The 13918-nt window shown below is 30.3% G+C and carries 13 protein-coding genes; 1 reads left to right on the forward strand and 12 read right to left on the reverse strand.

Features of this window, described 5'->3' with window-relative positions; all coding sequences use genetic code 11:
- Position 1 precedes the first annotated feature (1 nt).
- The 3 genes from polX to zapA all read right to left on the reverse strand — a co-directional run bounded on the left by polX (position 2) and on the right by zapA (position 2578).
- Positions 2-1714: a DNA polymerase/3'-5' exonuclease PolX gene (polX, locus tag Q4528_RS07695; RefSeq protein WP_046466580.1), complete on the reverse strand. Its 1713-nt coding sequence runs from the start codon at positions 1712-1714 to the stop codon at positions 2-4.
- 75 nt (positions 1715-1789) lie between these two features.
- Complete coding sequence (locus tag Q4528_RS07700) at positions 1790-2311, reverse strand: CvpA family protein (protein ID WP_017637643.1); 522 nt, start codon at positions 2309-2311, stop codon at positions 1790-1792.
- Complete coding sequence (zapA, locus tag Q4528_RS07705; protein WP_017637644.1) at positions 2312-2578, reverse strand: cell division protein ZapA; 267 nt, start codon at positions 2576-2578, stop codon at positions 2312-2314.
- 375 nt (positions 2579-2953) lie between these two features.
- On the opposite strand from zapA, the gene rnhC reads away from it, so the two are divergent.
- On the forward strand, positions 2954-3892 hold the full coding sequence (gene rnhC / locus Q4528_RS07710; protein ID WP_017637645.1) for a ribonuclease HIII: 939 nt from the start codon (positions 2954-2956) through the stop codon (positions 3890-3892).
- A 336-nt stretch (positions 3893-4228) separates the two neighbouring features.
- On the opposite strand, the gene pheT is transcribed toward rnhC, so the two are convergent.
- The 9 genes from pheT to isdC all read right to left on the reverse strand — a co-directional run bounded on the left by pheT (position 4229) and on the right by isdC (position 13752).
- Complete coding sequence (gene pheT, locus Q4528_RS07715; protein ID WP_303521151.1) at positions 4229-6631, reverse strand: phenylalanine--tRNA ligase subunit beta; 2403 nt, start codon at positions 6629-6631, stop codon at positions 4229-4231.
- Positions 6631-7689, reverse strand: a complete 1059-nt coding sequence (gene pheS / locus Q4528_RS07720) for a phenylalanine--tRNA ligase subunit alpha (RefSeq protein WP_046466578.1) — start codon at positions 7687-7689, stop codon at positions 6631-6633. Before pheS ends, pheT begins: the two co-directional genes overlap by 1 nt.
- A gap of 438 nt (positions 7690-8127) precedes the next feature.
- Positions 8128-8868, reverse strand: a complete 741-nt coding sequence (locus tag Q4528_RS07725) for a TrmH family RNA methyltransferase (RefSeq protein ID WP_046466577.1) — start codon at positions 8866-8868, stop codon at positions 8128-8130.
- A 228-nt stretch (positions 8869-9096) separates the two neighbouring features.
- The gene (locus Q4528_RS07730) at positions 9097-9420 is read right to left on the reverse strand and encodes an antibiotic biosynthesis monooxygenase (RefSeq protein WP_017637649.1); all 324 of its coding nucleotides are present in this window, start codon (positions 9418-9420) and stop codon (positions 9097-9099) included.
- A gap of 16 nt (positions 9421-9436) precedes the next feature.
- A complete protein-coding gene (srtB, locus tag Q4528_RS07735; RefSeq protein ID WP_029055500.1) occupies positions 9437-10165 on the reverse strand; it encodes a class B sortase in 729 nt (242 codons plus the stop codon).
- A 37-nt stretch (positions 10166-10202) separates the two neighbouring features.
- Positions 10203-11180 carry a hemin ABC transporter permease protein IsdF gene (gene isdF, locus Q4528_RS07740; RefSeq protein WP_017637651.1) on the reverse strand — a complete coding sequence of 326 codons (978 nt, stop codon included), beginning with the start codon at positions 11178-11180 and terminating at the stop codon, positions 10203-10205.
- A 12-nt stretch (positions 11181-11192) separates the two neighbouring features.
- Positions 11193-12074 (reverse strand): heme ABC transporter substrate-binding protein IsdE, encoded by an 882-nt coding sequence (isdE, locus tag Q4528_RS07745; protein ID WP_017637652.1) that lies wholly within the window; start codon positions 12072-12074, stop codon positions 11193-11195.
- Positions 12071-13105: a hypothetical protein gene (locus tag Q4528_RS07750; RefSeq protein ID WP_046466574.1), complete on the reverse strand. Its 1035-nt coding sequence runs from the start codon at positions 13103-13105 to the stop codon at positions 12071-12073. The genes isdE and Q4528_RS07750 overlap by 4 nt, the downstream gene beginning before the upstream one ends.
- Positions 13105-13752, reverse strand: coding sequence for a heme uptake protein IsdC (gene isdC, locus Q4528_RS07755; protein ID WP_017637561.1), 648 nt, complete (start codon positions 13750-13752; stop codon positions 13105-13107). Before isdC ends, Q4528_RS07750 begins: the two co-directional genes overlap by 1 nt.
- Positions 13753-13918: the final 166 nt, after the last annotated feature.

Consider the following 13918-nt stretch of genomic DNA (forward strand, 5'->3'; position numbering starts at 1 on the left):
TCTATTTCTTCATTTTTATGTTGTTATTAATAAACGATTTAAATGCCTCTCTAGACATTGTATTGATTACTCTATCTTTCGTAACAAATCCTTTTTGCGCTGTTGCAACACCATATTTCATAAATTCTAAATGATCAGTATGATGCGCATCTGTATTAATGGTTAATTTAACATTTGGATATTGGCGTACTGTTTGTGCATTTAAATCCAAACGCTTTGGATTCGCATTAATTTCTAAAATTGTATTTGTTTCTTCAGCAAGTTGAGCTAGTTTTTCAATATTTGGTTCGTATCCAGGACGACGGCCAATAATTCTACCAGTTGGATGAGCAATATGTCTTACGTATGGATTACGACACGCATTTTCTAAGCGTTTCATAATGTCTTCTTCAGATTGATTAAAACTTTGATGTATCGCTGCAATGACATAATCCAATTGTGCAAGAATCTCATCATCATAGTCTAATGAACCATCGGGTAATATGTCCATTTCAATACCTGAATAAATATCAATTTCATCATATTCTTCATTTAATTGTTTAATTTCTTCATTTTGACGTAACAAACGTTCCACTTGTAAACCATTTGCCACTCTTAAACTTTGTGAATGATCAGTAATAACCATAAATTCATATCCTTTAGCGATATTGGCTTCTATCATGTCTCTTATTGAAAATGCACCATCGCTATATGTGGTATGCATATGAAGATCACCTTTAATATCATCTAATTGAATAATTTGGCTTAAATCTTTATCAAATTCACTTCCATCTTCACGCATTGAAGGTTCAATCCAAGAAACTCCAAAATGTTCATAAATTTCCGCTTCGCTATTAAATTGCAATACTTCCCCATTATCCTTTTCAATACCATATTCACTAACTTTCTCATTTTGAGCTTTGGCTAATTGTCTAATGCGAATATTATGATCTTTAGATCCAGTGAAATGTTGCAATGTATGATAAAAAGCAGAAGGTTCAATCAATCTAAAATCTACGCCAATTGTTTCATCATCGTATTCTAGTTCTACTGATATTTTAGTTGAACCTATCGCTACATCTTTAACTTTATTAGGAATATTTAATAATTGTTGTTGTACTTTTTCTGGTTCATTCGTGCTAATAATAAAATCTAAATCTTTACTTTGTTCTTTATATCTTCTAAAACTTCCCGCTGAAGAGTATTGATCGATATCGTCTAATTGACTAATATAATCTATAATTTGGTGATTAAGACCTCTCATCTGATCAATTGGATAACTTTCTTTTTTAGCACCTAATGCTTTAACTGCTTCTAGAATATTTTGTTCCGTCTTTTTAGCGAAACCACTTAATTCACTTACTTTACCTGATTCACACGCTTCTTGTAATGACGCTTTATCGGTAATATTTAGTTCTTTATATAATTTAGCTATTTTTTTACTACCTAGCCCTTGTATTTTTAATAAAGGAACTAGTCCCTCAGGAACTTCTTTTTGTAAATCTTCTAATGCAGTTGAATGTCCAGATTGTCGATATTCATTAATGACATCACCGACTCCTTTTCCAATACCTTTTAATTCAGTTACATCTTCAATCTCATCTAGTGGTCGTTCATCTACTTCTAAACTTTGAGCTGCTTTTCTATACGCAGACACTTTAAAGGTATTTTCTCCTTTTAACTCCATATAAGTAGCTATTTTTTCTAATAATTGAATAACATCTTTTTTAGTCATATACATCTCTCCATAAAAATAAGACCAGGACATATTACTATTTCAAATTGTCTGTCCTGACCTCAACATCATTTTTTATAAATTTAAAATTAATTGTGAAACATAAGGTGTGTGCAATAGAATATGCTTAGCTAATAATGAATGACCCAATGAATTTTGTATCATTACATTAGGATATAAAGCTAAAATATACATCATGATTTGAATAAATATAATACCCATTATTAAACTTAATATAATACCTAAGATACGGCTAATGATATTTAAAGGTTGATATGCAACTATATTATCAAATGTGACGATGATTAGATATAAAATCAACTTACTGCATAGCGCAATTAAAATAAAAGCTACTATAGATTCAAAACGATATTGTAAGTGATCAAAAGATATCGCATATTGGGTATCATATGCAACAGTCTTTGGAAAAGGTAAAAACACGATTAAACGTTTTGCGATGTCTCGATAAAATTGCATTGCAATCCATAACGACACTATTGAAGAAATAAAATGTAAACTTGTAAGCCACAATCCTCGTCGAAATCCAACGATTGCAAAATACAGTAAAATGATTAATATAACAATGTCTAATAACATCTAATCTTCTCGTTGTTTTAATTGATTAAGTTCTTGTTGTAATCGACGGTTTTCTTCCTCTAAGCTTACTTTTTCATGCATGATATTGACGGCTGTTAAAATAGCTTTCCTCGTTGTATCTAGTCCAGCTGATTTTTGCCCTAATTCTCTCATTGTCTCATCTACTAAATGAGCAACATGTCGTATATGCTCTGGGCTATCATCACCAATTATTGTAAAATGTTGGTCATTAATTGTTACATTTATTCTATTCTTAAAATCACCCATAATTATATCTCCTGACTTTTAATTAAATTATTCCGTATCTCTATTTAATTTAACCAAAATCATGTTTCTATATTATTTGTACATAATATTAATTTTTGGTTTTATTCTTTTTACTTATCATTAAACATTATACATGAGTCATAATTATTTTGTAAGTATGTGGTTTAATAAAGTCAATCTTTTTCTTTAGAAAATTATGATTACCTTTTTAATTTTTAGTATTATACATTTTAGAAAAATCCATACTCAAAGACTTCAAATGTAATTTAAGTATCTAATCTCTTTTGATTTTCACTTATGATATAAAAGATAATGTTATGATATGATTTGATTAATGTACCACAATAGTATGAATAAAGAGAGGTTTAACAAAGTATGGCTAATATAGTCCATAAATTAACAACAAATGAAATCAATACATTAATGTCTAAAATAAAATTTGATACAGTACAGTTGCCCCAAGGTATGAAAGCTCGCACGAAACATAACGGTGCTGTTATCAATATATATAATTCTGGAAAAGTCATGTTTCAAGGCAATAATGCCGAAACTGTAGCACAACAATTACTACCTGAAAAACAAAGTAACACTACTAGTTTAAATTCTTCCAAATCTTCTAAGTCACAGGCATCTTATATTAAATACAATCAATATAATTGTATAGGTAGTGATGAAGCTGGCAGTGGTGATTATTTTGGCCCACTAACAGTATGTGCCGCATATGTTACAAAAGAGCATGTGAAAATTTTAAAAGAATTAGGTGTTGATGATTCTAAAAAATTAACCGACACTAAAATAGTAGAAATAGCAGAACAACTTGTTAACTTTATTCCCCATTCATTACTTACACTTGATAATGTTAAATATAATGATCGACAACGTGCTGGATGGTCACAAGTTAAAATGAAAGCTGTATTACACAATCAAGCTATTGCAAATGTTGTCCAAAAAATTGAAACTAATGATTTGAATTATATTGTCATTGATCAATTTGCAGAACGTGGCGTATATCAACGTTATGCTTTATCCGATTTGCCTTATCCTAAATTAACAAAGTTCGAAACAAAGGGCGAATCTAAATCTTTAGCCATAGCGGCTGCCAGTATTATCTCTCGATATGCCTTTGTAAAACATATGAATCATATATCTAAATCATTAAAAATGGAAGTTCCTAAAGGCGCAAGTAATAAAGTTGACTTATTCGCTGCAAAAATAATTGAAAAATATGGTATTGATAAATTAGACAGTATTTCTAAAAAACATTTCAAGAATAGAGACAAAGCTCAGGCTTTAGTTAAAAAGAAATATTTATAAGTGCAATCCAATGCAAGTAAGTACTATTTATATTGATTAGTAATTATATTAGACTGTCCGTAAAGTCCATGACTTTGTTGGCAATTTTTACACCCATGCTTTCCCAGGGTACGGTTTCAGCCAGAAATTCTACACAGATAAACCTGTGGAAATTTCTATGGTCTTCAACTAATACTGTTACCTCTGGAGTCAGCGCATAAATACAGCTCATTATTCCTCAAATAATCTAACAATGAGATGATTTTAAAAAGACAAACCTATCGCCAAGATAGATTTGTCTATAAATATGGCAAGTATCAACCTCTAAGGAATGATACTTGCCTTTTACTTACTTTATTATCTTATTGTTGAGCCTTTTTCTTTCAATGCTTCGATAATTTGATCATGTACTTTTGATACACGCTCATCAGTTAAAGTATTTTCAGTATCTAAATAATTTAATCTGATTGCTACTGATTTTTTACCTTCTTCTAAATGTTCACCTTCATACACATCAAATACTTGTGTATCTTGAAGAATATCAGCACCATTATCATGAATTGTTGAGATAAGTTCAGATGCTGGTACATCATGATTTACCTCTAATGCAATATCACGTGAAACACCTGGATATTTTGGAATTGGTTGATAATTGATATAACCAACAGAAACTTTCATCATTTCTTCGTAGTTTAATTCAAACACATATGTGCGTTTTAAGTCATTATCAGCCGCTACAGAAGGATGTAATTCACCGATAAAACCAATATCTTTGCCATTTAAAGAGACAATTGCAGTTCTACCTGGATGTAAACCTTCAATTTTAGCTGCACGATAATCCAATGTTAAATTAAGTTTTTCAGCAACTCGTTCAATAACACCTTTAGCTAAATAAAAGTCAACTTCTTCTTTTTTACCTTGCCATTGATTTACAACATAATCACCTGTCATAATACCACTTAAATATTCAACTTCTTCAGGTAATTCACCTTCACCATTGCCGAAAAATACTCGTCCAATTTCATATAATTTCACATCTTTATTTTTACGTGCAACATTATACGTTGTTGCCTCAATTAAATGTGGTAGTAAACTTTGACGCAATGTTGAATGTGCTTCACTCATTGGCATAAGTAGTTCAATTGTTGATCTATCTTGTAATGCAAAATCTTTAGCATGTTCTTTAGATACAAGTGAATATGTGATAGCTTGGTTCAAACCTGCACCTTCTATTGTTTCTTTCACTATTCGTGTTTTACGTTGACGGTCAGTTAAAGTACCACTAGTTACTTCTTCAAACACTGGTAATGTTGATGGAATCTCATCATAGCCGTATATACGTGCGACTTCTTCAATCAAGTCTTCTTTAATAGAAATGTCTTTACGACGAGATGGTACAAATACCGTAAGTTCATTATGATTTACTTCTGTTTCAAAACCTAATTGTTCGAAATTCTTTGTAATTTCATCTGCAGATAAATTAAATCCGACTGTTTCATTGATTTTGTCAGTTGTAATGTGAATTGGTGTAATGAATTCACCTAAATCGCCTGCAGAAACTCTATCTTTAAGGACACTACCAGAAGCATACATTTCTAATAAATAACATGCACGGTCAACAGCTTCATTGACAAATTCTGTCGCAATGCCCTTTTCAAATCGACTAGAAGCTTCACTACGTAAATTTAAGCGTCTAGATGTATGACGAATAGAAGCAGAATCAAAAATAGCGCCTTCTATAACAACATTAGTTGTTCGATCACTCACTTCTGAAAAATCTCCGCCCATCACGCCACCTAATGCAATTGGTGTTTGTCCATTAGTGATGACAATATCTGACTCAAGTAGTGTTCTTTCTTGATCGTCTAATGTCGTCATTGTTTCATTTTCTTGTGCTTGACGAACTTCAATATGATTAGAACCAATTTGATCTTGGTCAAACATGTGTAAAGGTTGTCCATATTCTAATAAAACATAGTTTGAAATATCAACGACATTATTAATTGGTCTAATTCCCGCTTTCATTAAACGTGATTGCATCCATATTGGTGATTGACCAATAGTGACATTTTTAACTATTCTCGCGCTATAATAAGGTACTTTATTTTCATTTTTAACGGTAACAGATAATTCATCTGTAGCGAATTCATTTAACTCATTACTAGCAGTTTGTGGTTTAGTCATTTGAGTTTGATATAACGCTGCTACTTCATATGCAGTACCTACCATACTTAATGCGTCTGCACGGTTTGGAGTTAAATCAAATTCCATAATTTGGTCATTTAAATACAATGCATCTAATGCATCTGTACCGGGTGTTACCTCTGTAGAAAATACGAAAATGCCATTTTCAAATGCTTTTGGTACAACATTACTTGAGATACCTATTTCTTGTAATGAACAAATAATGCCTTCAGAACGCTCCCCGCGTAACTTGGCACGCTTAATTTTAATACCACCTGGTAAACGTCCACCTACTTTAGCAACAATGACATATTGTCCTTCATCAACATTAGGTGCACCACAAACGATTTGTACAGGCTCTTCCTCACCAATGTCTACTTGGCATATATTTAATTTATCTGCATCTGGATGAGACGTTTTAGATACGACATAACCTACTACTAAGTTTTTAATGTCTTTTGTATAATCAATAATATCGTCAACTTCGATACCAGTGCGTGTTATTTTTTCTGCTAAATCTTGAACATTTTGATTCACGTCTACATAATCTTTTAACCATTCATTTGAAATTAACATTAAATCTCACCTCTATCTTCTACAGCTTTAAACTGGTCTAAGAAACGTACATCATTTGTATAGAAATGACGAATATCCTCAATACCATATTTCAACATTGCGATACGGTCTGGTCCCATACCAAAGGCAAACCCAGAATATTCATTTGCATCAAAACCAGCCATATTTAAAACGTTAGGGTGTACCATACCTGCCCCTAAAATTTCGATCCATCCAGTATGTTTACAAACATTACAACCTTTACCTTTACATTTGAAACATGACACATCCACTTCAACAGATGGTTCTGTAAATGGGAAATAACTTGGTCGTAATCGAATTTCTCTATCAGCACCAAATAATTCTTTCGCTAATAATTCTAATGTCCCTTTTAAGTCACTCATTTTAATATTTTTATCTACTACTAATCCTTCAATTTGAGTAAATTGGTGGCTGTGTGTGGCATCATCTGAATCACGACGATAAACTTTACCAGGGCATATTATTTTAACTGGACCTTGACCATTTCGTTGTTCCATTGTTCTTGCTTGCACTGGTGACGTATGCGTTCTCATTAAAATTTCTTCAGTAATATAGAAACTATCTTGCATATCACGTGCTGGATGAGATTTAGGTAAGTTTAAAGCTTCAAAATTATAATGATCTTGTTCTACTTCAAATCCATCTACAATTTCATAACCTAATCCTAAGAATAAATCTTCAATTTCTTCAATAGTTCGAGTTAATGGATGTTTAGAACCTATTTCAATTTGACGACTTGGTAAAGTAACATCGATTGTTTCTTCTGCTAATTGTTGATTTAACTTTTTATTAGCTAAAATCGTTTGTCTTTCGTCTAGTTCTTGTTGAATTGTTTGTCTTAGCTCATTGACTTTTTGTCCATAAGCTGGTTTTTCTTCATTTGGTAAGTCTTTCATATTTTTCATTAATGCACTTACCGAACCCTTTTTACCTAAATATTTAACTTTCACATCTTGTAAAGCTCTTTCATCATTAGCAGCATTTATATCAACCAATGCTTGTTGCTTTAATTCACCCATATGATCATTTTGAGTCATACGTTTTTCCTCCTTTTATCCCATCAACAATATATTAATCAATCAATTATTTATTTATTTTTTAAACAAAAAAGACTTTCACCCCTCTAACTGGGACGAAAGCCTTCCGTGGTACCACCCAAATTTATGCTTATGCATACACTTGTATACGTTGTTAACGAAGACGTACTCCGACTTAAATCTCTTTAAGTAGCCAAAAAGATGAAAAAAACTAATCAAAATTGGAATAACTTTCAGTCGCGGTTATTCTCCCTTAAACAATTTCACATGTTAGTTTACGTCTTTTTATAGGCTATTAATTCTCTTGTAGACCATATCATTGATTATTTATGAATTCATTATTTATTATAGACGATTGATTGATATAGGGTCAACCGGCAATAACCGTTTTGAATATCATTTATAAATTTTAAAGTCACCTAAATGTAGACAAATATTTTATCCTTTTAATTGGTAAAGTAAGATACTACCAGCAATTGCAACATTTAAACTTTCAGCTTTTCCATAAATAGGAATAGTTAAATTTTGAGTTGTACTATTTAATAGCGTTTCATTTACACCTTCACCTTCGTTACCCAAAATAAGTGCAAATGTGTCTTGTGCTTCAATTTCTTTAAAGCTCACAGCTTCGTCTAATGCTGTACCATAAATGGGTCCATCAAATGTATCGATGAATGTCTGTAATGATTCTGACATAACTGGAATATGAAATACACTACCTTGACTCGCACGTAATACTTTATCTTGATATGGATCTGCAGTACCTTTTTCCATAACTATAAGATCAATGCCTGCTGCATCTGCAGTGCGGATTAACGTTCCTAAATTACCTGGGTCTTGTATTCTATCAATTAATAATACTTGCTTCGCAGTGGATATATCATATTCCGGTTTCTTAATCACTGCGAAAAAGCCTTGAGGTGTCACAGTTCCAGACAACGCTTCTGCAACTTTTAAATTAATTTCAAATGTTTCACTAGCATACTCAATTAATTGTTCATCTGTTCTACTAGGATCAACAACAAATAATTGTTCAATGTCTAACCCGCTTTGATATGCTTCATCTATTAAATGTATACCTTCGATAAGTGCTAAGCCAGTTTTATCTCTATCTTTCTTTTTCTTAAGTTTATTCGCATTTTTAATTTTACTATTTTGAGCCGACGTAATTTGTTCCATATAATTAATCTCCAATATGATAATTTCTAATTATCCTTAATTGTATATGATTAAGTTATAAATTGAAAATAAAGTATCACTACTATTTTAATAGTTAAGTGATACTTACGCATTAGCTTTAGCTAAGGTGTTCTACTAAGAAACAACTTTACATTATTAAAATAAAAAAGCTTCCGACTAAATTTTAATGATATTTAATCGGAAGCTAATTGCTTTTTAAACAAATGTTTATTTCAAATAATGATAGCCAATATCATATGTATGAACGCTATTTTTAATAATCGGACTACTTTTATCATCAGATTGACTGCGAACATTTTGATGTGCTTTTTTAAATACATCTGATTTCAACCAGTCTGTAAAAGCTTGTTTATCTTTCCATAAAGTTAAAATTTTAACTTCATCATAATCCTCTTTTTCTAATGTACGAGTAACAAACATACCTTCAAATCCGTCTAATGTCTCAATACCATGTCTAGTATAAAATCTTTCAACAATTTCTGTTGCTGTCCCTTTGTTTAGCGTTAATTTGTTTTCAGCCATAAATCTCATGATTGTCTTCATCCTTTTAGTTAATTTTAGTTAATTTGGCAACAACTGCTATTCTGCCTGCTGTTTGTCTAAATGCATCTTCACAAGTCGATAATGTCACAATTTTATCTCCTTCATTGACATCTACATTCGTTTTTATCAACGAACGCTTCTTTGTTTTGAGTAAAAATGCTTTAAACTGTTCATCATTATCAAAAGTCGTTTGGATATAATTGTCATTACTTGTTGTTTTAAATGCACTAAAAATTTGTAATTGATATTTACCATATTTAGTATCAAAGTGGATTGATTTGTGTTTGTCATAAAATGATTGTTTTAAATAATCATCAAGTACATCAAACATAGTTTGATCACCAATATGATGACCATATATCACCGTATTTTTATCTAAAGGGTTCAATGAATTTCGATAATCCATAAAAATACTTCCTTTACGACGTTGTTCTCTTTCAAAATCTAAATTTAAATATTCATGATTTGTTTTACCTTGTAAAATAGGATAATTGAGCGATGTTCCCTCTAATTGAATCCAACCAACGATGTCTTTATTAATTTTTTCTAAGGATTCAAATTGTGGTCTTACTGATGATTGATGTTCATTTGATAGTGTTTTAAATTTCTTTTGTATTTTGGCATAACTTTCTTGTTCATCTTTATCTTGAACATAAATTTTAATTATTTGATAAGTAAAAACGACAATAACAACGATTAAAATAATTTGTATTATTCTTATTATGTGTTTCATATAATGTGATAATCCTTTATTCTTCATTAGTTAAGCCTTACATAGATTTATAAATACGTTGACGTTTACCCTTACATAATAAATAAATCAATGTAGGTCCACCTACAATCATTAAAATAGCATTGGCAGGTATTTCTAATGGTGGATGTATTGTACGTCCTGCTAAATCAGCTAAAAGTAAGAACCAAGCTCCTATGACTATTGAAAATGGTATAACTGCTTTATAATTAACACCTACTATTTTTCTTACAATATGAGGTACAATAATCCCTAAAAAGGCTATTTGACCTACTATCGCAACTGTTGCACTTGCTAAAAATACTGCTAATAAGCCAATTATCCATCTATACGTATCTATTTGAAAACCAATACTCTTAGCTTGCATATCGTCTAAATTTAATAAATTCAACTTAGGAGATAGTAAAATACTTAAACTTAATCCTATCATTGCAGAAATCGCTATAATATATACATCTTTCCATGTTTTCATAGTTAAACCTTGAGACATTTTCAGTAATGGATTTTGACTTAAGATGTCATATACACCATTTAATAAAACAAATAATGCTACACCTACTAAAATCATACTTACCGCATTCAACTGATATTTAGTGTGTAAAAATATAATGATTATAAATGGAATCAATCCTCCGATAAAAACTAAAAAGGGTAAATAATTATATAGTTGAGGAATATACATCATACATAGCGTTCTCATAATTAAAGCGCCAGTCGAAACGCCAATTAAATTTGCTTCAGCTAATGGATTTTGTAGGGACGCTTGTAAAAGTGCTCCTGATACTGCCAACATAGCCCCTACTATCATTGCTATTAATATTCTTGGTAATCTCAAATCTAATATCGCATCCACCGCATTATTTTCACCAGTTGATAATTTATCTATCCAATCATTAAATGTAATTTTTAAAGTACCAGTAACAAATGATAAATATGCTGTTAAAACAGTTAATAGTATAAATATTATTAAAAATAACTTCTTATGGTTCTTTATCATACAATCATTCCATTACTTTTTATTGTTATAAAATAAGTCATATAACTGTTTCATTGCTTCGTCAGCATCAACATTCGCTGTAATTCCAAATGGAATCTCTTCTAAATCATAAACTTTATTATTTTTAACAGCTTTAAAATGCTTCCAAATATCATTTTGTTTAAATTCTTTTTTAAACATTTTTTTCACTTCATCTGGCATGCCATGTGGTAAACGTAAAATGATATCAGGGTCTACATTGAGTAAGTTTTCAGTATTTGACGAAATATACTGTCTATCTTTTACTTTAATTACATTTTCTCCACCAGCAATTTTCACTAAGTCGCCAATATAAGATTTATCAGTCGCAACTAAATAACTTCCTGGCACACCCATAAGTATTAGTACTTTAGGATGTTTACGTTGTTTAGCAGCTTTGTCTTCAATTTCCTTTTTCACTTTATTTAAGTGATCATTTAATTCTTTTGCTTTTTCAGTTCTATTAAACTGTTTACCTAATTCTGTAATTGAATTTTCCATACCTTGCAAACTATCGTAGTCATAATAGTAACCTTTCATATTAAGCTGTTTATAAAAAGGTTTCATTTCATCTTTGATTGTAGACACACTTAATACGTGAGTTGGATTTAATTTTTTAACTGCTTCTACACTAGGTTGCATAGGTTGTCCCACTTCGGGAACATCTTTATATCGTGCCGGTAATGTTTTATAAGATGTTGGTTTTCCAACGATTGGTAAATCCAGTTTGTCTAGTGTCATTGTCAATGCAACAGTGGTAGGTACTATTCTATATTTTTCAGCTTTTTCTTCTTTTTTTGGTTTCGACGATGATTCACAAGCGACTAATAAAATAGCACATATAATTCCTAAAATTATTGTTTTTACATGTTTCAATCTTTTTTACCTCGCTTTCTCATTAATAAATGAGATACAACTAGGAGTAACATTGCTAATACTATAGCTACGCCCAATATCGCATATTCTTTTTTATGACTTTTTGCTTTTTGATTATTTTCATATTTTTTATTATTTGGTTTATGTTTCTTTACATCATCATCTCTATTGAATGATGGTAATGTTTTATCTTTTTCCTTTTTAATATTGTCCCTAGTACTTTGAATTTTAGTTGATTGTGAATCAACATTATTTTTCAAACTTTGATCATTATTATTTGAATTTCCAGACGATTGAGTATGACTGCTGTTACTATTTTTAGTCACATTTATATTTGTTGTAGTTGATTTGTTTTTTTGTTCTTGAGTACTATTCTTATATTCTTTTGGTTTATTTTGACCAGTCTTTTTATTTTTAGATATATCTTTATCTGTAGTTCGTGTTTGTTGATTATTATTCTTATTTTGTTGAACTATTATTTGATTCTGATTTTTATCTTTTTTGTCTTCTTTATCATCTTTATTTTGTTTTAAATGAATGAATAGTACACTGTCTTCCTTATCATGGAGATTTTGTTTATAACGCATTTCCAAGGTTTGTATATTTTGCTTTAATAATATTCTTATCGTTGTTGTATTATCATTACTTTTAGTTACAAATGGTAATGGCTGAGAATTGGATGTCAAAAATTGATAATTTTCAATCTTAGTATGTGGAGATAATTTGATTTCTAGGTAAACTTGATTTTTACTATTAAAAATAAGTCGACCTTTTTCATCAAATACTTCTACTTTTTTATCATCTTTATCTCTTACATCTAGATAGATATTATTAGTCTTTTTAGGTAATTCTTTAAAAATAGCTTCATCTAATTTCTGAGGGTTATCTTGCTGTGTATTATAAGAATTGGCTGATGGACTATTCATCTCATCAGCCAATAATAATGCATCTTTATTATTTAAAATCATAAATGTCGATACACAACAATAAATGATTAACGTTTTAAAGCTAGTTTGTAATGATACATTCATTATTTCACATTACCTTTGTTAACCTTTTTAGCATAAAATGTAATGAAAACGAATGACATCAATGCAACTGCAGGAACGATATAAATATATCCTGGAATACCAGCACTAGTTTGTGGGTTTTCTACACCACCAGTACCAGTGTTTGTAGTACCCCCTGTAGTATCATTACCAGTAGTACTTGCACTGCTACTACCATTACCAACTACATTAGATGGTCCATTAAATTTATAAGTAATATTGTAATGGTGATCATATAAGAAAGGTTTGCCATTTACTTTTTCATTAATATATACATCAATTTTACCTTGGACTTTACCGCTCACTTTACTTACTTCAAATTCAGAAGTACGTTCATCTTTCGCAGCATTTTTATTAATAATTTTTTCTTTATGGCCTTCGATACTCATACCTGTAATCCAATGACTGTGGTTAACAGTAATTTGAACATATAACTTACCGTTCTTTTTAACATATTTAGCTGGTTTATTAAAATAATCATTGGCAATAGATGTATCGTTAGTATTATATTTTAAGATTTCATAATTGAAAGTTCCGCTATCTTCAGCAAAAGCATTATTAACAGTTGTCGCAAAAAACAATATAAAAGACAATACGGCTACACTAAAAATTTTATGTAATTTTTTCAAAATATATACCTCCCATTTAAGACGAATATTACGTCTTTACAAAAATAATAAATGATAACGATTATCAAAGTCAATATTTATTTTATAATAAAATTATATTATTGTTATAACGATATACTTGTGGTACTATTATTGATAACCATTTTCAATTAAATTGGTTAATCAC

The sequence above is a fragment of the Staphylococcus pasteuri genome (genome assembly GCF_030547725.1).
GTDB classification, from domain to species: Bacteria; Bacillota; Bacilli; order Staphylococcales; family Staphylococcaceae; genus Staphylococcus; species Staphylococcus pasteuri.